Source organism: Clostridium sp. HCP1S3_C6, from assembly GCF_052066735.1.
Taxonomy (GTDB): Bacteria; Bacillota; Clostridia; order Clostridiales; family Clostridiaceae; genus Clostridium.
The window spans coordinates 1-22,623 of the sequence record NZ_JBQHRN010000037.1 but is presented as its reverse complement, the minus strand read 5'-3'; the positions used below and the strand labels follow the sequence as shown (position 1 = coordinate 22,623).

The 22,623-nt window shown below is 29.1% G+C and carries 23 protein-coding genes, 3 tRNA genes, 1 rRNA gene and 1 pseudogene; 25 read left to right on the top strand and 3 right to left on the bottom strand.

Features of this window, described 5'->3' with window-relative positions; genetic code table 11:
• Nucleotides 1-2: 2 nt before the first annotated feature.
• From rrf to ACTNAO_RS11190, 3 genes are all read left to right on the top strand, one after another.
• Nucleotides 3-119 (top strand): 5S ribosomal RNA (gene rrf / locus ACTNAO_RS11200).
• A gap of 5 nt (nt 120-124) precedes the next feature.
• Nucleotides 125-200 (top strand) — tRNA-Phe (locus tag ACTNAO_RS11195).
• 5 nt (nt 201-205) lie between these two features.
• Nucleotides 206-279 (top strand) — tRNA-Cys (locus ACTNAO_RS11190).
• Between the two features lie 87 nt (nt 280-366).
• Here ACTNAO_RS11190 and ACTNAO_RS11185 read toward each other — a convergent pair.
• Nucleotides 367-1,287: a S66 peptidase family protein gene (locus ACTNAO_RS11185; RefSeq protein WP_441029074.1), complete on the bottom strand. Its 921-nt coding sequence runs from the start codon at nt 1,285-1,287 to the stop codon at nt 367-369.
• A gap of 108 nt (nt 1,288-1,395) precedes the next feature.
• A complete protein-coding gene (locus ACTNAO_RS11180) occupies nt 1,396-2,352 on the bottom strand; it encodes a magnesium transporter CorA family protein (protein ID WP_441029072.1) in 957 nt (318 codons plus the stop codon).
• Nucleotides 2,353-2,584: 232 nt separating this feature from the next.
• Here ACTNAO_RS11180 and ACTNAO_RS11175 point away from each other — a divergent pair.
• The 13 genes and pseudogenes from ACTNAO_RS11175 to disA all read left to right on the top strand — a co-directional run bounded on the left by ACTNAO_RS11175 (nt 2,585) and on the right by disA (nt 14,644).
• Nucleotides 2,585-3,603 (top strand): annotated as a pseudogene (locus ACTNAO_RS11175) (transposase).
• A 261-nt stretch (nt 3,604-3,864) separates the two neighbouring features.
• Nucleotides 3,865-4,500 (top strand): dTMP kinase, encoded by a 636-nt coding sequence (gene tmk / locus ACTNAO_RS11170; protein ID WP_441029070.1) that lies wholly within the window; start codon nt 3,865-3,867, stop codon nt 4,498-4,500.
• Between the two features lie 18 nt (nt 4,501-4,518).
• A complete protein-coding gene (locus tag ACTNAO_RS11165; protein WP_441029068.1) occupies nt 4,519-4,848 on the top strand; it encodes a cyclic-di-AMP receptor in 330 nt (109 codons plus the stop codon).
• A 30-nt stretch (nt 4,849-4,878) separates the two neighbouring features.
• Entirely contained in the window at nt 4,879-5,814 is a 936-nt protein-coding gene (locus tag ACTNAO_RS11160; RefSeq protein ID WP_441029066.1) for a DNA polymerase III subunit delta', read from the top strand.
• Nucleotides 5,814-6,719 carry a PSP1 domain-containing protein gene (locus tag ACTNAO_RS11155; RefSeq protein WP_441029064.1) on the top strand — a complete coding sequence of 302 codons (906 nt, stop codon included), beginning with the start codon at nt 5,814-5,816 and terminating at the stop codon, nt 6,717-6,719. The genes ACTNAO_RS11160 and ACTNAO_RS11155 overlap by 1 nt, the downstream gene beginning before the upstream one ends.
• Before the next feature lie 9 nt (nt 6,720-6,728).
• Complete coding sequence (locus ACTNAO_RS11150) at nt 6,729-6,932, top strand: ferredoxin (protein WP_441029062.1); 204 nt, start codon at nt 6,729-6,731, stop codon at nt 6,930-6,932.
• Nucleotides 6,933-7,109: 177 nt separating this feature from the next.
• The gene (locus tag ACTNAO_RS11145; protein WP_441029060.1) at nt 7,110-7,280 is read left to right on the top strand and encodes a DUF362 domain-containing protein; all 171 of its coding nucleotides are present in this window, start codon (nt 7,110-7,112) and stop codon (nt 7,278-7,280) included.
• Nucleotides 7,281-7,536: 256 nt separating this feature from the next.
• Nucleotides 7,537-7,992, top strand: a complete 456-nt coding sequence (locus ACTNAO_RS11140) for a CtsR family transcriptional regulator (protein ID WP_441029058.1) — start codon at nt 7,537-7,539, stop codon at nt 7,990-7,992.
• A gap of 15 nt (nt 7,993-8,007) precedes the next feature.
• Nucleotides 8,008-8,568, top strand: a complete 561-nt coding sequence (locus ACTNAO_RS11135; protein ID WP_441029056.1) for a UvrB/UvrC motif-containing protein — start codon at nt 8,008-8,010, stop codon at nt 8,566-8,568.
• A complete protein-coding gene (locus ACTNAO_RS11130; protein WP_441029054.1) occupies nt 8,549-9,544 on the top strand; it encodes a hypothetical protein in 996 nt (331 codons plus the stop codon). Before ACTNAO_RS11135 ends, ACTNAO_RS11130 begins: the two co-directional genes overlap by 20 nt.
• Nucleotides 9,545-9,570: 26 nt before the next feature.
• Nucleotides 9,571-12,018 (top strand): ATP-dependent Clp protease ATP-binding subunit, encoded by a 2,448-nt coding sequence (locus ACTNAO_RS11125; RefSeq protein WP_441029052.1) that lies wholly within the window; start codon nt 9,571-9,573, stop codon nt 12,016-12,018.
• A gap of 177 nt (nt 12,019-12,195) precedes the next feature.
• A complete protein-coding gene (gene radA / locus ACTNAO_RS11120) occupies nt 12,196-13,563 on the top strand; it encodes a DNA repair protein RadA (RefSeq protein ID WP_441029050.1) in 1,368 nt (455 codons plus the stop codon).
• A 16-nt stretch (nt 13,564-13,579) separates the two neighbouring features.
• On the top strand, nt 13,580-14,644 hold the full coding sequence (gene disA / locus ACTNAO_RS11115) for a DNA integrity scanning diadenylate cyclase DisA (RefSeq protein WP_441029048.1): 1,065 nt from the start codon (nt 13,580-13,582) through the stop codon (nt 14,642-14,644).
• Between the two features lie 56 nt (nt 14,645-14,700).
• Here disA and ACTNAO_RS11110 read toward each other — a convergent pair whose 3' ends face one another.
• Nucleotides 14,701-15,096, bottom strand: a complete 396-nt coding sequence (locus ACTNAO_RS11110) for a DUF1573 domain-containing protein (RefSeq protein WP_441029046.1) — start codon at nt 15,094-15,096, stop codon at nt 14,701-14,703.
• Nucleotides 15,097-15,272: 176 nt separating this feature from the next.
• On the opposite strand from ACTNAO_RS11110, the gene ispD reads away from it, so the two are divergent.
• The 9 genes from ispD to ACTNAO_RS11065 all read left to right on the top strand — a co-directional run.
• On the top strand, nt 15,273-15,956 hold the full coding sequence (gene ispD / locus ACTNAO_RS11105; RefSeq protein ID WP_441046173.1) for a 2-C-methyl-D-erythritol 4-phosphate cytidylyltransferase: 684 nt from the start codon (nt 15,273-15,275) through the stop codon (nt 15,954-15,956).
• Between the two features lie 307 nt (nt 15,957-16,263).
• A complete protein-coding gene (locus ACTNAO_RS11100) occupies nt 16,264-17,979 on the top strand; it encodes a proline--tRNA ligase (protein WP_441029042.1) in 1,716 nt (571 codons plus the stop codon).
• Nucleotides 17,980-17,994: 15 nt separating this feature from the next.
• Nucleotides 17,995-19,395, top strand: coding sequence for a cysteine--tRNA ligase (cysS, locus tag ACTNAO_RS11095; RefSeq protein ID WP_441029040.1), 1,401 nt, complete (start codon nt 17,995-17,997; stop codon nt 19,393-19,395).
• A 76-nt stretch (nt 19,396-19,471) separates the two neighbouring features.
• Nucleotides 19,472-19,888, top strand: coding sequence for a Mini-ribonuclease 3 (locus ACTNAO_RS11090; RefSeq protein ID WP_441029039.1), 417 nt, complete (start codon nt 19,472-19,474; stop codon nt 19,886-19,888).
• Nucleotides 19,889-19,916: 28 nt separating this feature from the next.
• Complete coding sequence (rlmB, locus tag ACTNAO_RS11085; RefSeq protein WP_441029037.1) at nt 19,917-20,699, top strand: 23S rRNA (guanosine(2251)-2'-O)-methyltransferase RlmB; 783 nt, start codon at nt 19,917-19,919, stop codon at nt 20,697-20,699.
• A gap of 12 nt (nt 20,700-20,711) precedes the next feature.
• The gene (locus ACTNAO_RS11080) at nt 20,712-21,224 is read left to right on the top strand and encodes an NYN domain-containing protein (RefSeq protein WP_441029035.1); all 513 of its coding nucleotides are present in this window, start codon (nt 20,712-20,714) and stop codon (nt 21,222-21,224) included.
• Nucleotides 21,225-21,297: 73 nt separating this feature from the next.
• Nucleotides 21,298-21,942 (top strand): RNA polymerase sporulation sigma factor SigH, encoded by a 645-nt coding sequence (sigH, locus tag ACTNAO_RS11075; RefSeq protein WP_441029033.1) that lies wholly within the window; start codon nt 21,298-21,300, stop codon nt 21,940-21,942.
• A gap of 120 nt (nt 21,943-22,062) precedes the next feature.
• A tRNA-Thr gene (locus ACTNAO_RS11070) sits at nt 22,063-22,138 on the top strand.
• Nucleotides 22,139-22,198: 60 nt separating this feature from the next.
• The coding region (locus tag ACTNAO_RS11065) for a GTP-binding protein (protein WP_441029697.1) at nt 22,199-22,623 on the top strand (425 nt) is incomplete at its 3' end.

Genomic DNA, 22,623 nt, shown 5'->3' with positions numbered 1-22,623 from the left:
AATCTGGTGATTATGGCGTAGAGGAAACACTCCTTTCCATTCCGAACAGGACAGTTAAGCTCTATAGCGCCGATAGTACTGCATGGGGGACTGTGTGGGAGGGTAGGACGTCGCCAGGTAATGTGGCTCGATAGCTCAGTCGGTAGAGCAGAGGACTGAAAATCCTCGTGTCACTGGTTCGATTCCAGTTCGAGCCACCATATGTGGCGCTATAGCCAAGTGGTAAGGCAGTGGTCTGCAAAACCTTGATCCCCAGTTCGAATCTGGGTGGCGCCTCCATATTTAGCTAGTAAGAATATCTTACTAGTTTTTTTTTGTAAAAAATAAAAGTGCCATATTAGAATTATTGCTAATATGGCCTAATAATTATATAAGAAAAGAATCTGTTAATATTAATTGTTTTTGTGTTTTAGAATAATGAGCATTGCATCCTATTGGAATAGTAAAATTAGGGTAATCATGACCAAAAGGAAATCCAATTATCATAGGTATATGTAAATTTTTCAGCCTATTTATAAATACTTGCTGTAGATGATTTTTATAACATAAATCAAATAATTTTGATTTGTTTACATGACCTATAATAATTCCATTACACGAATCAAAGAAATTATGAAAAATTAATTCAGTAAGCATTCTATCTATTACATAGGGTTCTTCATTAACTTCTTCAAGTAAGATGATAAAATTATTGCCTTTAACTTCATAAGGTGTTCCAATGCTGCTACAAATTGTTGCAAGATTGCCACCTATTAATTGACCAGAAAAGGAATCATCATTTATATATCTTATATCACAATAATGATTGAGGTTATAAGAATAATTAGAGAAATTATATTTAGATATATCTAATAAAGATTTTACAGTTTCACAATCTGATAAATTAGAATTAATCATAGGACCATGAAAGCATATGAGACCTAGATTTCTAAAATGATTTAAAAGTAGAGTAATATCACTAAAACCACAAAAAAATTTTGGATGGCATTTAATTATACTATCATCAATATATTGAAGTGTCCTAATTGAACCATATCCCCCTCTAAAGCATATTATTCCATCTATAGAGTCATCATTAAACATATCATTAATATCTGAAGCCCTATCTTTATCATTACCAGCAAGATAATCATGTTTATTATAAAGATGTTTACCAAGTTTAATATTGCTAAAGCATAGGGATTTAAATAGAGATAATTTATTATTAATAAAATTCTCCTTTTCTGGTGAAGCAGGCGCAAGTATTCCAATTGTGGAATTTTCATTTAAACATTTACCCTTTAACAAAAAATAATCACCCTCCATGTATTAATTGTAATAAAAAAAGCAGAGTCTATATTTTGTATATAGATTTCTGCATTATTAGTATATGAATTATCTATTAAAGTGTTCTTATTAATTAAACATATCCTTTTTAAATAGTATGAATGCTGCTAGTGCACAGATACCAACAGTGCTACCTATAACGACGAAAAAGGGATATGGATTAGAAGCAAATTCTGCTGTTAGTGGTAATGGAATATTCATTCCATATATTCCACCGATAATAGTTGGAATGGCCATAAGTATTGTTACAGAAGCTAGTATTTTCATTACTATATTAAGATTGTTTGAAATAACAGAGGCAAAGAAATCCATTGTACTGGCAAGAATGTTACTGTATATTTCAGTCATTTCTATGGCTTGTTTGTTTTCTATAATTACATCTTCAAGAACATCCTTATCCTCTGCGTATTTTCGCATTATATCAAATTTTAACATTTTTTCTAATGTTATTTCATTGGCTTTTAATGAAGTGGAGAAATATACTAGAGATTTTTCTAGGGAATGTAATTGTATTAACTCTCTATTTTTCATTGATTTGTGAAGCCTTTTTTCAATCATTAAACTTTTTTTATCAATTTGTCTTAAGTATAATAAGTAGTAAGTGGATATTCTATTTAGTATCTGTAAGATAAATCTTGATTTTTTAAAAGTAAAAAAAGATTTTACTTTACCATTAACAAAATCAGTTAGTATTTTGCTATTCTTTAGGCATACTGTAATAAGATATTGTTCTGTATGTATAATTGCTAGGGGATAAGTATCATAGGTAAGAGAGTTATCCTCCATTTCAGTAAAAGGAATATCAACAATTACAATCATTATATTATCCTCTACGTCTATTCTAGATGTTTCTTCATCATCTAGTGGTGCTTTTAGTATTTCTAGAGGCACATCAGTTTTCTTTGATATTAGTAATAATTCTTCATCTGATGGAGCTACAAGGTTAATCCAACAGTTATTTTCAATGCTATTTAATATATTTAATGTTTGATCAGTTTCGCTAGTTGTTTTATATATTTGAACCATAATAATATCCTCCTTGTATAATGTAGTTTTAACATTTGATAGAAAACTTTCTGTTATTCTAACGAACATTCAACTAATTTTTTTATTTATTATTCGTATTTTTCGTCTATCATCGTAAGGTGTAGATCTTGTCTTTTGTTTATAGTTTTCTATTTAAATCCCTGAAAGGGACCTAACCAAATTAAATATTTTTTAGTATAATACTCCTGAATAGAGGATAGATGTATGCCTCATGGGAAGCTTTATGAGCGTTTCTGCCAATTTTTCTTATGTTGCAATACTTGCACCAAACGGAGATACTTACAGAAAATCATTTAAGATAAAGCATAATGTTAGTGGTTTCAACTACTTATTTAAAGAAATAAAAAAAGTGGAAGAAGAGTTCAATATGAAAATCGGCATTTTCATGGAGTCCACTGGCGTGTACCACTTATCTCTTTTCCACTTTCTTAATAAAAACTTTGATAACACATTTGTTATCAATCCACTAGTTACTAATTGTAACAAAAATGTGGATATAAGAAAAGTGAAAAATGATAAAAAAGATGCTTTATCTATTGCCAAAATAGGAATATTACAAACTAACTGATAATGCTTCTATTTACAAGAAAAAATTATCTGCTGATTTAAGAATTATATTTCCTAATTACAATACTATATTTTCAAATCCTACTTGTAATAGCTCTCTTTCCATTTTAAATGCATATCCAACTCCAGAATCTGTTTTAAACGCTCCCAAAAGCGAAATATTAGAACTTCTTATTTCTAATTCTAAAAAAGGAGCTACATGGGCTGAAAATAAGTATGATAATAGCATCCCTGGTGTTGGTCGTTTTACAGCTATTACATTGATAGCTGAAATAGGCGATATAAATGGCTTTATAAAGCCTAAGCATTTAGTTGCTTTCTTTGGTATAGATAGTTCTGTAAATGAATCTGGCAAATTTAAAGGTAATCAAAATAAAATGTCAAAACGTTGAACCCGAATTGGTCGAAGAGCATTATATGCTGTTGCACTTGCATCCATACGAAAGAATCGTAATGGAGTTCCTATTAATTCAGTTTTACTAGATTACTATCAAATTAACCTTAATGGAAAAAAATCTAAAGTAGCCTTAAGGTGCTATTATGCATAAAATACTAAACTACATATTTGCTGTACTTAGGGATCAAATTCCATTTGAAATGAGAAATCCTAAAATACATAAACAAATGTTTTTAGAAAGTAAATCCAAAAATAACGCAGCTTAGATATTACCATATTTTGTAATCGTTCGTGTTTGCAAACGGCTTGTTTGCTATACCATTTTTTAAGAAAAATATTTTTCAATATTTTTCTTGACTATTATTAGCTAGTCTATATTAATACAAGATTATTATACTATTTTTATTAAATGTATAAAAGAATTTAAAATAATTTAGAGTAAATTATGCGGAGCTAATGTTTTTTGCTTTTTGTATTATAGTAATGATATAATAATACGGAGTACAAATAAAAAAAGAGGTATTGTAATGAACAGCGGTAAATTTATTGTTTTTGAAGGTGGCGAAGGTGCTGGAAAAACAACAATGATAAAAAAAATATCATTATGGATGAAAGAAAATAATATTGATCATATAGTAACAAGAGAACCTGGAGGCATAAAAATATCAGAACAAATTAGAAATATTATTTTAGATATAAACAACAAAGAAATGGATGGTAGAACAGAAGCACTTTTATATGCTGCTGCAAGAAGGCAACATTTAGTTGAAAAGGTGGTACCAGCTTTAAATGCAGGTAAAGTAGTGCTTTGTGATAGATTTATAGATTCTTCATTAGCATATCAAGGTTATGCTAGAAATATTGGTATCAACAAAATATATGATATTAATAAATTTGCAATAGATGATTATATGCCTGATCTTTCTATTATTTTTGACTTAAGGCCGGAAGTAGGTCTTAGTAGAATAAATATTGATAAATCTAGGGAAGTAAATAGATTAGATAAGGAAAAATTAGAATTTCATAAAAAGGTAAGAGAAGGGTATAATAAGGTATTGGAATCTAGCAATAGAAACATTATAAAAATAAATGCTGAAAATTCTATTGATGATATATTTTTAGAAGTAAAACAAGTAATTGAGAAGCTTATTTATAGCAAGTAATTTCATGAGGTGATAATTATGAAAATGGTAATAACTATTGTTCAAGATAGTGATTCTGCAGATTTAGTAGATGAATTAAATGATAATGGCTTTAGAGTAACTAAACTTGCAACTACAGGTGGTTTTTTAAAAGCTGGAAATACTACATTAATGATTGGTGTAGAAGAAGAAAATGTGCAAAAAGTTATAGATATTATAAAAAGTGTGTGTAAAAAGAGGGATGAAATTACTGTATCACCAGCATCATTATCTTCTGGATCAGATTCTTTTATTCAATATCCTATAAAGGTTGAAGTTGGTGGCGCTACAATTTTTGTAATAGATGTTGATCAATTTATTAGAGTTTAATCATAAAAATTAAAAGGTGAGGGCATAGGCATGAATGAGTTTATTGGATTTAATAAAATAATTGACACTTTTTCAAAAAGAGCAAAGGATAATAAACTTTCACATGCTTATCTTATAGTAGGACCAGAAGGTATTGGAAAGAGTTTGCTAGCAAAGATATTTGCTTGTAAAATTTTAAATAAACCTAGTAATAAGGATTATGTTGATATAATTTCATATAAACCTAAAAAAGCATCATTTGGGATTGATGAAGTAAGAAGTATAATTACTGAGGTAGCAAAAAAGCCATTTGAATCCGATAAAAAGGTTATTATAATTCATAATGGAGAGAAACTTACTATTCAAGCTCAAAATGCTATGTTAAAGACAGTGGAAGAACCTCCAAAGGGTGTATACATAATTATTTTGACAGAAAGTTTGCAAAGCATACTTGAAACAATTAAATCAAGGTGCCAAGTATACAAGTTAACACCACTATCAAATAGTGAAATGACTGAATTTATTAATCGAAATTTAAAAGATTCTACTGATAATGAAAAAAAACTTGCATTATCATATTCAAAAGGTATACCTGGTAGAGCTATAGATGTTATAAAAAATGAACAGGTAAAAAAATTAAGAAATATTTTATTAGAATTGCTAAGTGATTTGAAGGATGACAGAAGCAGTATTGTATTGAAATATGAAGAAAAACTTAATGAATTCAAAGATGACAAAGAAGAAATGCTTAATATAATTATTTCATTAGTGCGTGATATATTAGTATACAGAGAAACAAGAAACAAACATAAGATAATAAATATTGACAAATTAGAGAGTATAGATATTTTAACAGAACAATTATCTTATAATCATTTGATTTCTATATTAAATTATATAGAAAAGACAAGAATTAATTTTAAAAATAACGCTAATTATTCTATGGCAATTAATGTAATGCTCATGGGATTTATGGAGGGGAAATAATGATAAAAGTAGTAGGTATAAGGTTTAAAAAGGCTGGTAAAATATATTATTTTTCACCAGGTGAATTAAATATAAATAAAGGTGATTACTTAGTAGTAGAAACTGCTAGAGGTATTGAATTTGGAGAATGTATTATAGGACCAAAAGAAATAAATGAAGAGGATATAGTACTTCCATTAAAGGATGTAATAAGAGTTGCAGATGAAAATGATATAAAAAAGCATAAGGAAAATAAAAATAAAGAAAAAGAAGCTTTTGACATATGCTTAAAGAAAATAGAAGAGCATGGGCTTGTTATGAAACTTATTGATGTTGAATATACATTTGACAATAATAAAGTTATATTTTATTTTACTGCAGAAGGCAGGGTGGATTTTAGAGAACTTGTTAAGGATTTAGCAACAATATTCAAAACTAGAATAGAATTAAGACAGATTGGTGTAAGAGATGAGGCTAAAATGCTTGGAGGTCTTGGCCCTTGTGGTAGAAGTATGTGTTGCTCTACCTTTTTAGGAGATTTTACATCAGTTTCTATAAAGATGGCAAAGGAACAAAACTTATCATTAAATCCTACAAAGATTTCTGGTATATGTGGTAGACTTATGTGTTGTTTGAATTACGAACAAAGTACTTATGAAGAAATAAGAAAGAGACTTCCAAAAGTAGGATCTAAAGTAAAAACCCAAAGTGGTGTAGGGGAAGTTATATCTAATAATACAGTAAAGGAATCAATTAAGGTTAAGCTTAAAAAAGGCGACGAAGAATATGTTGAAGAATTTAAAATAGATACTATAAAACTTATATCTGGAAGTTATGAAGATGTAATTGATGATAAATTTATAAAATTAGAAGCGGAATCAGAAGAAGATAAAAAATTAATTAAGGAGATAATTAAGGACAAATAGGAGGTAAACATGAAATCAGTAATTAAAATTTGTGATATGAATGCATTAAAAGATGTAACTCAAATACAAAATTGTATGGCTCAAATTCAAGGTATTATTGCATGTGAAATATCATTAGAAAAAAAAGAATTGCAAGTTATATATAATGAAAGTTTTGTGGACTTAGAAACAATAATAAATTCAATAGAAAATTTAGGATTTTTAGTAATTTAGCATAATTTGATGAAGTTTGTTTTGTCAATTAGCAAATAATTATGAATGAAATAGAAAAATCATAAAGAAATATTAACATTTATATTTATGTTATTTAATTAAAGCACTTTCAAATTATATTTAAACGTGATAAAATGTAAATGATGAATTTACCATAAGGTTTAGGAGGTGTTTTTAATGGCATTTGCAATTAATGATTCTTGTGTAAGTTGTGGAGCATGTGCTTCTGAATGTCCAGTAAGCGCTATATCTCAAGGAGATACACAATACGAAATAGATGCAAACACTTGTATCGATTGTGGAAACTGCGCTAACGTTTGTCCAGTAGGAGCTCCAGCTCAAGCATAGTTTTTATTTAAGGCTACCTTTTTGGTAGCTTTTTTTTATAAAAAAGTACATATGTTTTTATTAGCAAATTCTAAGTATTTATAAGAAATAGTCGAATATAATATATAAGTACTTATTTTTTTATTCAAAATTATGATATAAGAAGAGATTTAAAATTAATTTGTATATTAATAAGACTTGATTAAAGGAGAATAAAATATTAAAATGTATATAAAGTCAAGGTAAGTCAAAAACAAATGTTTAAGAAGGTGATAATATGGCAAGACTTTCAGATATAATAGAAAATTTTATAAAGGAAATGCTTAGTGAAAGTAGTAATGATCAGGTGCAAATTCAAAGAAATGAACTTGCAGATCAATTTAGATGTGCACCATCTCAAATAAACTATGTTTTAACTACTAGGTTTACAGGCGAGAAAGGATATGTAATTGAAAGTAGACGAGGTGGTGGTGGTCATATTATAATTAAGCAAGTAACATATGATGGAACCGATAGAAGGAACAGGTTGATATATGATGGTATTGGTGATAATATTACTTATCATAATGCAAGTTCCATAATTGAAAATTTATATGATAGTAAATTAATAACATCAAGAGAAATGGATATAATGAAAATGGCAGTTAACGACAGAACGCTGCAAAATAGTGAGAATAAAAATACTGTTAGAGCTGATATATTAAAGAATATGCTTATTACAGTGTTATCATAGCGGAGGTGTATTAAAATGTTATGCCAAAAGTGCAAAAAAAACCAAGCAAACGTTCATTTAGTAAAGCTTGTAAATGGAGAAAAAAGTGATGTATGGTTATGTGAAGAGTGTGCAAGAAAAATTTCAGATATATCTTTAGGAATACCAATGAATAATACTAATATAAATAGTGATTCATTTCAAAATATATTATCAGGTTTCTTTGATTCCTTTGACAAGAAAAAAGAACCTAGAAAGGAATTGAAAATGGATGTAGTATGCACAAATTGTGGTATGAGATTTTCAAAATTTAAAGAAACTTTAGAAGCTGGTTGTGGTGAGTGCTATTCAAGTTTTAAAGATTTAATAGATGAGGAAATAAAAAAGGTGCAAGGTTCAACAGTACACATTGGCAAAATTCCTTTGAATATAAATGAAGAAGAAGAAAAACAACTATCTATTAAGCAATTAAAGGAGCAATTAAATAAAGCCATAATTGAAGAAGCTTATGAAAGAGCTGCTGTACTTAGAGATAAGATAAAATTATTACAGAACCCAAGTGGAGGAGTAGAATCATATGAAAAATTGGATTCATAGTGAAACAAAAAGTGGCGATATTGTACTTTTTACAAAAATAGAGCTTTTAAGAAATTTAAAGGGACAAAAATTCGTAAAATACATTAGTGAAGAAGAGGCCAGAAATATTGCTGAAAAAATATATAATAAGTTATCTTCTAAGAATGAAAAATTGCATTTTTTGAAATCATGGGAAAGTAGCAAAAATGAACTTAATTATTACAAGGATAAGGAAATTGCTTCAGATAAATTAATAGAAAGAAGAAATAAGAGTTCAATTATTATAAATGAAGATGAAACATTATCAATTATTCTTAATGAAGAGGAACATATTAAAATTCAAGGTATAACAGTAGGTTTTGAAATAGAAGAAACATATAAAATTGTAAATGCAGTTGATGATTTAATATCAAAAGATTTTTCCTATGAATTTGATAAAGAATATGGATATTTAACATCTAATGTAAAAAATCTAGGAACAGGGTTAAAGATATCCATGGTTGTTCATTTGCCAGCATTAAAAGCTAATAATAAAATTAATGATGTAAAAGAATCACTTAAAGATGATAAGGTATCTGTTGAAGAATTATATAAAGATTCTAATTTATATATGGTAAAAAATAAGGTTACTTTAGGTATGAGTGAAGAACAAATATTAGAAGGGTTTAAGGAAGCGATATATTACTTAATAAAAGAAGAAAAGAGAAATAGAGATAATATTATATTAGAAAAAAGTATATATCTTAAGGATAAAGTATATAGAGCTTATGGAATTTTAACTTATGCAAAAATGATTGGAGAAGATGAAAGTTTAAAACTTTTATCAGACATTAGAATGGGTATCGAAATGTCTATTTTAGATATAAACAAAGCATTAATAAATGAAGCATTTATTAAAAGTAGAAATTCAAGTATACAAAGGGATTTGAAAGAAATTTTATCTAAAGAAGAACTAGACTATGAAAGGGCAAAAATCATAGATGAGATTTTTTCTTAGTAGAAATTTAAGGAGTTGTCAAGAAAATGGTATATGGAAAATTTACTGATAGAGCTCAACAAGTAATTTTAGGAGCACAAAAAGAATCACAAAGTTATAGACATGGTTATATAGGTACAGAACATATTTTGCTTGGAATTATTCTTGAAGGTGGTTATGCAAAAGAGATACTTGAAAAGTATGATGTTGATATAGATAAAGCTAGAGAACTAGTAGAAAGCTATTTGGGTTATGGAGAGACATTAATGCCTAAGGGCGAATTATTATTAACACCTAGAACAAAAAAGTTATTTGATTCAAGCTTTGTAGAAGCAAAGAAATTTAACCATAAGTATGTTACTCCTGAACATTTATTATTATGTTTAGTTAAAGAAAAAGAAGGAGTAGGATATACAATATTAAGTCAACTTAAAGTCAACTTTACTGAAGTAATAGAAGAATTAAATGACTATTTAAAAAATATTGATTCATCAGACTTTAATGATAAGGATGTAAGAAAAGCATCAAACAGTAAGACACCTTTATTAAATCAATATAGTCGAGATTTAACAGAACTTGCAAGACAACAAGCTATAGATCCTGTAATAGGAAGAGAGTCAGAAAATCAAAGAATTCTTGAGATTCTTTGCAGAAGAATAAAAAATAATCCTTGCCTTATAGGGGAACCTGGAGTAGGTAAAACTGCTGTAGTTGAAGGATTAGCACAAAGAATTGTAAGTGGAAATATTCCAGAGATGCTTTCAAATAAAAGAGTAGTAAGTCTTGATTTAAGTTCTATGGTTGCAGGTGCAAAATATAGAGGGGAATTTGAAGACAGGCTAAAGAAGGTAATGGAAGAGATAAGAAGCAATAAGGATATTATTGTTTTTATAGATGAAATTCATACAATAATAGGAGCAGGTGGTGCTGAAGGTGCAATAGATGCTTCTAATATATTAAAGCCTGCATTATCAAGAGGAGAAATTCAATGTATAGGAGCTACAACTATTGATGAATATAGAAAATATATTGAAAAAGATTCTGCACTTGAAAGAAGATTTCAGCCAATAATGGTGGGAGAACCATCTAAGGAAGAAACATTAAAAATGCTTAAAGGATTAAAAAGTAAGTATGAAGAACATCACAATGTAAAATTTTTAGATTCTGCATTAGAAGCTGCTGTTAATTTAGCAGATAGATATATAACAGATAGATTTATGCCAGATAAAGCTATTGATTTGATAGATGAAGCAGCTGCTAAAAAGAGAATTAATAATTTTGAAATTCCATCATCTATAAAGGAAATACAAAAAGGTATAGAAAAGACCATAAAGGATAAAGACAAAGCTATTGAAGTTCAAGATTTTGAAAAGGCTGCAATACTTAGAGATAAAGAACAAGAATTAAACAAAAAATTAGAAACTGCTAAAAAGGAATGGAGAGAGAAACGTAATCAAAAGGTTTTAAGAATAAATAAAGATGACATAGCAAATGTAGTAGCATCATGGACCAAAGTACCAGTTGAAAAATTAACAGAAAAGGAAAGCGATAAACTTTTAAAACTTGAAGAAACACTTCATAAGAGGGTAGTGGGACAAGACGATGCAGTAGGCGCTATTTCAAGAGCAGTAAGAAGGGCTAGAGTTGGACTTAGAGATCCTAATAGACCTATTGGAAGTTTTATATTCTTAGGACCTACAGGGGTTGGAAAAACTGAACTTTGCAAAGCTCTTGCAGAAGCTATGTTTGGAAATGAAAATAGCATTATAAGAATAGACATGTCCGAATATATGGAAAAACATTCTGTATCAAGGCTTGTTGGAGCACCTCCAGGATATGTTGGATATGAAGAAGGTGGCCAATTAACTGAGGCAGTAAGAAGAAAGCCATATTCAGTAGTTCTTCTTGATGAAATTGAAAAAGCTCATCCAGATGTATTTAATATATTACTTCAAGTAATGGAAGATGGAAGATTAACTGATGGTAAAGGAAAACTTGTTAATTTTAAAAATACTATAATTATAATGACATCTAATGTAGGTGCTCATACAATAAAAAAACAAAAAACTGTTGGATTTAATGTAGATTCAAGTAATGAAACAGATTATGAAAAAATGAAAGAAAATATTATGGAAGAGTTAAAAAAGAGCTTTAGACCAGAATTTTTAAATAGAATTGATGATACAATAGTATTTAGAAAGCTTACTGAAGATGATATGACTAAGATTATTGATATGATGCTTAAATCAATAGGTAGCAGACTTAAAAAGAACAACATTGATCTTGAATTTAATGATAAGTGTAAAAAATATCTTTTAGATAAGGGTGTCAATGTTGATTATGGGGCAAGACCACTTAGAAGAATATTAACTAAGGAAATAGAAGATAAACTTAGTGAAGAATTATTAGAAGGAAAAGTAAAAATAGGAGATAGAATATTAGTATCTGTAAAAAAAGAGGAACTTATATTTGAAGGCTTAAAAGAAGCTAAATAGTTAAGATGAGCTATATATTAAATGTATATAGCTCATTTTAATTAGGAAAATTATTTATTAAATATTTATTAATAATTTTTCTTAAATTATAAAATTATATTATATGGATATAATTATATGATATACTTTTATTATGAGTAAATGTATACAATAAAGCAGTTGTAAAGGATAGATAATATGGCAAAAATAAAATCAATATATACATGTCAAAATTGTGGTTACGAATCACCTAAATGGTTAGGAAAGTGTCCATCATGTAACGAATGGAATACTTTTGTAGAAGAAATTAAAGAACCTGCAAGTGTTACTAAAGAAACTGCAAAAAAATCTGTTTTAACTAAGGGTATGCCTAAAAGTATAAATGAAATTAAATCTGGTGAAAAACAAAGGCTTGTAACAGGTATTAATGAACTTGATAGAGTTCTTGGAGGAGGTCTTGTAAAGGGATCTTTAACATTAATATCAGGAGATCCTGGAATTGGAAAATCAACTCTACTTTTGCAAACAGCAAATAATATTGCAGCAAAATACGGAAAGGTTTTGTATGTATCAGGAGAAGAATCAGAAGAGCAGATTAAAATACGTGGTGATAGATTAGGTGTAAAAAGAAGTGATTTATACATTATCTCAGAAACTAATTTAGATGCAATAGAAGTTTACATAGAAAAATTAAATCCTATTTTTGTTATTATAGATTCAATTCAAACTATATATAAAGAGACAGTAACATCAGCACCAGGTAGTGTTTCTCAAGTAAGGGAATGTTCAAATCATCTTATGAGAATAGGTAAGGGTCTTGATGTACCCTTATTTATTGTTGCTCACGTAACAAAGCAAGGCGAACTTGCAGGACCAAGAGTTCTTGAGCATATGGTAGACACTGTGCTATATTTTGAGGGCGAAAGAACAGAAGAATTTAGAATACTCAGAACAATGAAAAATCGTTTTGGAACAACAAGTGAAATTGGTGTATTTGAAATGAAGCAAGAAGGATTAAAGGAAGTATACGATCCGTCAAGTATGTTTTTAGAAGATACTAATTTTACTCAGGAAGGTTCTGTGGTTGTAGGAATAATGGAAGGAACAAGACCTATTTTAGTTGAGATTCAAGCATTAGTATCTCAAACTAATGCACCTATGCCTAGAAGAACGGCTATAGGAATTGATTATCAAAGATTGAGTTTAATACTTGCTGTATTAGAAAAGAAACTTAGAATACCTTTTTATAACCATGATGTTTATGTAAATGTAGTAGGTGGATTAAATATTGAAGGAACTATGGCTGATCTTGGAGTAGCTATAGCACTTATTTCAAGTTGTAAAAATAAAGGGATAACTCTGCAAAAGGTTATGGTAGTAGGTGAAGTTGGACTTACAGGGGAAATTAGACCTGTAAATTCAGTTGATAGAATTGTAAAAGAAGCAGAAAAGATGGGATTTAATAATGTAATTATTCCTGCTAGAAGCAAAGATAAAATTCAAAAATCAAGTATGAACATTATAGGTGTAAATAATTTAAGAGATATTATTAATAAGATATTCTAAGGAAGTGGGTAAAAGAATGCGATTAGAAAAGGATCTAGAAATAAAAAAGATATTAAAAATAGTATGTCCTGGTACTGCTCTTAGAGAAGGACTTGAAAATATCTTAAGAGCAAAAACTGGTGGCCTTGTAGTTTTAGGCGATAATGATGATGTGATGAAGGTAGTTGATGGCGGCTTTAAGATTAATTCTGATTATTCACCTTCATATGTATATGAACTTGCTAAAATGGATGGAGCAATAGTTCTTAGTTCTGATTTGAAAAAGATTGTTTGCGCAAATGCACAACTTGTACCAAGTTCCTCTGTACCTACTTATGAAACTGGAACAAGACATAGGACAGCACATAGAGTAGCTAAACAGACAGACACAATAGTTATTGCTATATCACAAAGAAGAAATATAATTACAGTATACAAAGGTGATATAAAATATGTTTTAAGAGATAGTAGTGTAATTCTTAGAAAAGCTAATCAAGCTGTTCAAACTCTTGAAAAATATGTTGCTGTGTTAGATAGAGTAATAAACAATTTAAATCTCCTTGAATTTCAAGATCTTGTAACTTTGTTTGATGTAGTTACTGCAATTCAAAGAACTGAAATGGTAATGAGAATTGTGGAAGAAATTAATATATACATATTAGAACTTGGAAATGAAGGTAGATTAATATCTATGCAATTAAATGAGTTAATTAGAAACATTGAAAGAGATGGTCTTTTACTAATTAAGGATTATATAGTTGATGATTTAGATGTTAATGAAGTATATAAAACAATTCAAAAGTTGTCTCAAAAAGAACTTTTAAGCTTAGAAGTTATTGCAAAAACTATAGGACATAGCGATGAGTCTTTAGGTGATACATTTTTATATCCAAAGGGATATAGGATACTTAGAAAGGTACCTAGAATACCTGCAAGTGTAATTGAAAATTTAATTGAACATTTTAATGATTTTAATAGTGTAGTTAAAGCTAGTTTAGAGGATCTTGATAAAGTTGATGGTATAGGCGAAGCAAGAGCCACTGCTATAAGAAATGGACTTAAAAGAATAAAAGAGCAGGTTTCATTAAATAAGGAACTTTAGATATTTTTATATAAATAAAAAATTCCATAGCATAAACTATGGGATTTTTCATTAATCTAACGAAAAGTAAATTTTCCTAATGTATTGATTTTGTCAGATTCTTTTAATAATATGTCATATAAATTTAAATTTAATAAATTACATAGTGAAGTAAGATAAAATAGGTTATTGCCAATTTCACTTTCTATGACTTCACGACAGCTCTCGCAAAGAGTTCCATTTAGGTGATCATCTAAGGAATCATGTAAGTTATTTATGATGTTGTCTTCTGAAATTTTTTGCTTTTTAGCATTAACCTCAATACAACCACAATTAGTCACAGATTTTGCGATTGCGCGGTTAACTCTTGCATTGGATTCTGAAAATTTAGTAAGAACATCTAGTATGCTTTTATGTCTAAGCAATGAATCGTTTACAGAGTTTTGAAAATCGTCAAAAATAATATCTTTCATAATACTTCACTCCTTAATTTGAACTTACTAATACTAAACAACAAATTAATTATATTTTTGTATTGCTTGTCCTGTCAATTACTAATATATAAAATACAATTTATAATTTATTATTATAGTTAAAAGTATATGGTATAATATATGTATTAAAAAAATAATTAATTATGAAAGTTGGAATGAATTTTATGAAGGTTTCTGCTATTATTTTAGCTGGTGGCAAAGGCAAAAGGATGAAAGCTAATATTAGTAAACAATTTATAATGCTTAAAGACAAACCAATATTATATTATACTTTATATAGATTTATAAAAAATCCCAATGTAGACAACATTGTACTTGTGTTACCTAAAGATGAAATTGAGTATTGTAAAAAAAATATAATAGAAAAATATAATTTAAAAATTGACTTTATTGTTGAAGGTGGTGCTGAAAGGCAAGATTCTGTATACAATGGACTTAAGGCATTAGAGGATACTGACATAGTACTTATACATGATGGAGCAAGACCTTTTGTTTCAAATAAAATTATAGAAGAGGGAATACAAAAAGCTATAGAATTTGGGGGAGCAGCACCGGGTGTTATGCCTAAGGACACTATTAAAATTAAAGATAGTAATTCTTTCTCTAAAGAAACTCTAGATAGAAGTACTCTTGTAGCAATTCAAACTCCTCAGGTTTTTAAATTTTCTGAAATAATTAAATGTCATGAAAAAATTAAAAAGGATAATATTACTGTTACTGATGATACAATGGTGTATGAAATGTATGGAAATAAGGTTTATTTATATGATGGTGATTATGAAAATATAAAAATTACTACACCAGAAGATCTTTTATTAGGTGAAAAGATATTATCATAGTAAAGTGTTGTTTATTGACACATTAATTTAAAAAAGTTATAATTAAAATAATTTTATTGTAGGCTGTGAAGGGAAATAGTAGGAGTCGCTTTTAAGAGAGAAAATCCACAGGCTGTAAGATTTTCAATAGACTTTGAACCAGTTCTGGAGCTATAGCAAAACTATCGGTTTAATACCGTTATCATTATTAGAGTACAAATTTAGGTGGTACCGCGAAATTCATCGCCCTAATATATTTAGGGGGATTTTTTTTATAAAGTTAAATTTTATATTACATATATTTATATTATAGGAGGAGTTATAAAAAATGAAAATGTCAAAGATGTTAATGCTAACATTAAGAGAGGTTCCTGCAGAAGCAGAGATAGCAAGCCACAAGCTTATGCTTAGAGCTGGTCTTATGAGAAAAATGGCATCAGGAATATATAATTATATGCCATTAGGTTTAAAGGTTTTAAAAAATGTTGAAAATATAATAAGAGAAGAAATGAACAATGCAGGAGCTCAAGAATTTTTAGCATCAGCACTTATTCCAGCAGAACTTTGGCAAGAATCAGGTAGATGGGATGCTTATGGAGCTGAAATGTTCAGAGTAAAGGATAGAAATAGCAGAGATTTCTGTCTTGGGCCTACACATGAAGAAGTATTTACAGATATAGCTAGAAATGAAATAAAATCATATAAACAACTTCCAGTTAATCTTTATCAAATTCAAACAAAGTACAGAGATGAAAGAAGACCAAGATTTGGTGTAATGAGAAGTAGAGAATTTGTTATGAAGGATGCTTATAGTTTTGATAAGGATCAAGCAGGATTAGATGCTTCATATGAAAGAATGCATGAAGCTTATGTAAAAATATTTAATAGATGTGGTTTAGATGCTAAGGCAGTATCTGCAGATTCTGGTGCAATAGGGGGAGCTAATTCAGCAGAATTTATGGTAAAATCTGAAGTCGGTGAAGATGATGTTGTATTCTGTACAAAATGCGATTATGCAGCTAATATTGAAAAAGCAGAAGCAAAGGCAGAATTAGCAGAAAAAGAAGATTTACTAGAAAAAGAAGAAGTTGAAACACCAGAAGTTAAAACTATACAAGATTTAGAAAAATTCTTTAATGTGTCAGCTAAGAAATTTGCAAAGACTTTAATATTTAATGCAGATGGAAAAATAGTAGCTGTTATGGTTAGAGGAGATAGAGAAGTAAACGAAGTAAAAGTAAGCAATGCTTTAGGAACAGTTATCAATTTAGATATGGCAACTCCAGAAGAAGTATATAAAGCAACTAATGCAAAAGTTGGATTTGCAGGACCAATTGGATTAAAGGTTGATACATTATTAGTAGATGAAGAAGTATCTAAAATGTACAATTTTGTAGTTGGTGCTAATAAGACTGGATATCATTTCAAAAATGTTAATTATGGTAGAGACTTCGAAGGAACTGTTGGAGATTTTAGAAATGTTACAGAAGGTGAAACTTGCCCTGTTTGTGGTGAAAAGATAACTATTTCAAGAGGTACAGAAGTAGGACATATTTTTAAACTTGGAACTAAATATTCAGAAGCTATGCATGGAGATTTTATAGATGAAGACGGTAAGAAGAAGCCATTCTTAATGGGATGTTACGGTATTGGTGTTACTAGAACATTAGCATCTATAATAGAGCAGCATAATGATGAAAATGGTATTATATGGCCACTTTCTGTTGCACCATATCATGTTTCTGTAATTCCTGTAAACATAAAAAATGAAGAACAAATGGAAGCAGCAGAAGAAATATATTCAGCGCTTGAACAAATAGGTGTAGAAGTATTAATGGATGATAGAAACGAAAGAGCTGGAGTTAAATTTAAAGATTCTGAACTTATGGGTATACCAATGAGAGTTACTGTAGGTAAAAAAATAGGAGAAAATATAGTAGAATTTAAGTTAAGAGCTGAAGGTGAAAATGAAGAAATTAATATAAAAGAAGTAGTAAGCAGAGTTAAAAAAGAATTTGAGAAAAATGGGTTAAAGCTTAAATAATCAGGAGGATTAATTATGAAAATATTTAATACTTTGACTAAACAAAAAGAAGAATTTAAATCTATTGAACCAGGTAAAATAAAAATGTATGTTTGTGGTCCTACTGTATATAATTTTTTTCATATAGGAAATGGAAGAACATTTGTTGTTTTTGACACAATAAGAAGATATTTTGAATATAAGGGCTATAAAGTTGATTTTATACAAAACTTCACAGATATTGATGACAAAATGATAAAAAAGGCAAATGAAGAGGGCGTTACAGTAAAAGAGATAGGCGATAAATATATAAAAGAATACTATACAGATGCGGATGGTCTTGGAATAGAGAGAGCTACAAATAATCCTAGAGCTACAGAATATATAGATGATATTATTGAATTTGTAAAAGGACTTATAGATAAAGGTTGTGCATATGAAGTAGATGGTGATGTATACTTTAGTACAAAAAGTTTTAAGGATTATGGTAAATTATTAGGACAAAATTTAGAAGATTTACAAGCAGGAGCTAGAATAGACGTAGATGAAAGAAAGAATGATCCAATGGATTTTGCTATATGGAAGGCTCAAAAACCTGGTGAACCTGCATGGGATTGCCCTTGGGGTAAAGGTAGACCAGGATGGCATATTGAATGTTCATGCATGGCAAGAAAATTACTTGGAGAAACTATAGATATTCATGCCGGAGGAATGGATCTTAAATTTCCACATCATGAAAATGAAATAGCTCAAAGTGAATCATTAACTGGAAAGAAATTTGCAAATTATTGGATGCATTCTGCATATTTAAATATCAATAATCAAAAGATGTCAAAATCTTTGAATAATTTCTTTACTACTAGAGAAATTCTTGAAAAATATGATGTAGATACAGTAAGATTTTTATTATTGTCTGCCCATTATAGAGTTCAACTTAACTTTAGTCAAGATTTACTTGAATCAGCAAAGGCATCTGTTGAAAGGTTGTATAATGCATTAAGTAATCTAGAAAATCTTTTAGATGAAGTATCAAAAGAAAAAATGTCTCATGACGAAGAACAATATATTAAAAATTTAGATAAATATAGAATTAAATTTGAAGAAAAAATGGATGATGATTTTAATACAGCAGATGCAATATCAGTATTATTTGAACTTGCAAAAGATTTAAACACCAACATCTCAATAGAGTCATCTAAGGAACTTATTAGCGAGGCCCTAAATTTATATAGATCTCTTGGAAAACCTTTAGGTCTTATTCAAAAATCTACAAAAATAAGTTTAGAGGATGAAGTTGAGGAGTTAATACAAAAGAGGCAAGAAGCAAGAAAAAATAAAGATTTTGCTTTGGCAGATAAAATTAGAGATGATCTTAAAAATAGGGGAATCATATTAGAAGATACACCACAAGGTGTTAGATGGCATCTAGAAAAATAAATTAATTTTATAAGGGCTGCTTTTTGTAGCAGCTCTTATTTAAAATATTACAAATTAAGGTGTGAGGAAGAATATAATGTTAGACGATTTTAGAACAAGAGAATTTTCAAAATCAGAAGCTAGAACCCTTAATCCTTTACAATTAGCTATTATAGGAGATGCTGTTTATGAAGTTTATATAAGAAGTTATATATTAACTAAGCATACTGATTATTCAGCACATAAAATACATAAAAATGCTATAGATTATGTAAAGGCAAAAGCTCAATCTATGATAATGCATGAAATGGAAGAAGAATTAGACGAAGAAGAAATGTATATTTTTAAAAGAGGTAGAAATGCAAAGTCGGCTACGGTTCCTAAAAATGCAAATGTTAGAGATTATAGAATGGCTACAGGATTTGAAGCGCTAGTAGGATATTTATACTTAATTGGAGATAAAAAGAGGCTTGAAGTTATTTTTGATAGGGGTATAGAGGTAATAAAAAAGTAACACTAAATTATTTATGAGGTGATTTTTTATGCAAAAGAACAGTGGATATACAAAAAACAAAAAAGATCTTACTGAAAGGGAAGATATTGTTTTTGGAAGGAATGCAGTAAGAGAACTTATAAAAAGTGATAGAACTATTGAAGCATTGTATATTTCAAAGGGAAAGATGGAAGGATCCATAAATGAAATAATTAAATTAGCAAAAAATAAGGGAGTTGTAATAAAGGAAGTTGACAAGAAAAAACTTGATTTACTAAGTTCTAATAATGTGCATCAAGGTGTTGTTGCTTTAATAACTCCATATAAATATGCAGAAGTTGATGATATATTAGAATATGCTAAAGAAAAAGGAGAAAATCCATTTATAATAATATTAGATGAATTAGAAGATCCTCATAATTTGGGATCAATTATTAGAACTGCGGAACTTTGTGGCGCTCATGGCATAATTATTCCCAAAAGAAGAAATGTAGGAGTTACTTCTACAGTATACAAATCATCAGTTGGAGCTATTGAGCATGTAAAGGTGGCAAAAGTTACAAACATAAATTCTGTAATTGATAGTTTAAAGGAAAAAGGTGTATGGATATATGGGGCAGATATTGCAGGAGATGAATATAGCTACAATACAGATTTTAGTGGCAGTGTAGCATTAGTTATAGGCAGTGAAGGTAAGGGCATATCAAAGCTAACATTAAAAAAGTGTGATAAGCTTGTTAAGATACCAATGGTAGGAAAAATAAATTCTCTTAATGCATCAGTAGCAGCGGGAATCTTAATGTACGAAGTTTTAAAAAGTAGAATCAAATAATGGGGTTACTATATGAAGATAATATTCGTAGATGGATATAATGTTTTAAATAGTTGGCCCATATTAAAAAAGGTAGTAAAAGAAGACTTTGATGGCGGTAGAAAAAAATTAATTGATATACTTCATAACTATGGTACATATGAAAATGTAAGAATAATATTGGTTTTTGATGGATATAAAGTTGAGGGAAATTTAGAATCTAAAAATAAGATTAATAATAATTTAGTAATTGTCTATACAAAAAGTGGGGAAACAGCCGATAGTTATATAGAGAGAAATGTTCATGATCTTGGTAGAAGAGCTGAAATTTGTGTTGTAACATCAGATTCATTAGAACAGCAAACTATTTTTCAAAGAGGCGCTATAAGAATTCCAACATTAGAATTTTATAGTGAGGTTATGAGTATAGAAGAAAAAGTTAGGAAAAAGACAGAGAATAGCCATATATCTGCAAAAAACCATTTACAAGACAATATTGATGATGATATTTTGAAAAAATTAGAAAAAATCAGGAGAAGCCACTAAAACAGTTGACTTTAAAGAATTGACTAGAGTATAATCTTAAATAGATATTGAGACAGATTGGGGAGGGGGAGACGTGTATAATCAAGGATGTTCATTGAGTAATTATGCAGAATTTGAAGATAAATTAGATGAAGAAGTTGTAGTTGAAGCTAAAAATGGAAATACTAGAGCTCAAGAATATCTTATTGCAAAATATGAGAACTTCGTCAAGCTCAAGGCAAAATCTTATTTTTTAATAGGGGCCGATAAAGAAGATATTTATCAAGAGGGTATGATAGGGCTTTATAAAGCAATTAGAGATTTTAAGCCGGATAAGCTTACATCTTTTAAGGCTTTTGCTGAATTATGCGTTAAAAGACAGATAATAACAGCAATAAAAACTGCTACTAGGCAAAAACATATTCCTTTAAATACATATGTTTCCCTTAACAAACCTATATATGAAGAAGAATCAGATAGAACACTTTTAGATATTCTGGCAGGACTTAAAGTCACTGATCCAGAAGAACTTTTTATAAGTCAAGAGCAATTAAAGCATATTCAAAGTGAAATAACAAAAGTTTTATCAGGGCTAGAATTAGAAGTTTTAAATTCCTATTTAGAAGGAAAATCTTATCAAGAAATTGCTTACGATTTAGATAGACAAGCAAAGTCTATAGATAATGCTCTTCAAAGAGTTAAAAGAAAACTTGAGAAATCATTTAATATTAGCAAATGAATGTTTGCATTTTATATGAATCCACTTACATATTGTAAAGAAGTGGATTTTTTTCTTGACAAATAAAATGATTGATAGTAAACTTTATAATTGGTATATTGAAAAAGTATCAATATCATTGCTCATGTAGCTCAGTAGGCAGAGCGTCGCCTTGGTAAGGCGGAGGTCGTCGGTTCAATCCCGATCATGAGCTCCAGGAGAAAAAATAGAAAACGCTAGGCAAAGTTTATCTATGTTAAAGGGAGGAATATAAAAAATGGCAAAGGAAAAATTTGAAAGAAATAAGCCACACGTAAACATTGGAACAATTGGTCACGTTGACCACGGAAAAACAACATTAACAGCAGCTATTACAACAGTATTAGCAAACAAAGGATATGCAGATGCTTTTAACTATGCAGATATAGATAAAGCACCAGAAGAAAAAGAAAGAGGAATCACAATCAACACAGCACACGTTGAATATGAAACAGAAAAGAGACACTATGCACACGTAGACTGTCCAGGACACGCTGACTATGTAAAGAACATGATAACAGGAGCAGCACAAATGGATGGAGCAATCTTAGTTGTATCAGCAGCAGATGGTCCAATGCCACAAACAAGAGAACATATACTACTAGCATCAAGAGTAGGAGTTGACTATATAGTAGTATTCTTAAATAAAGCAGATATGGTAGA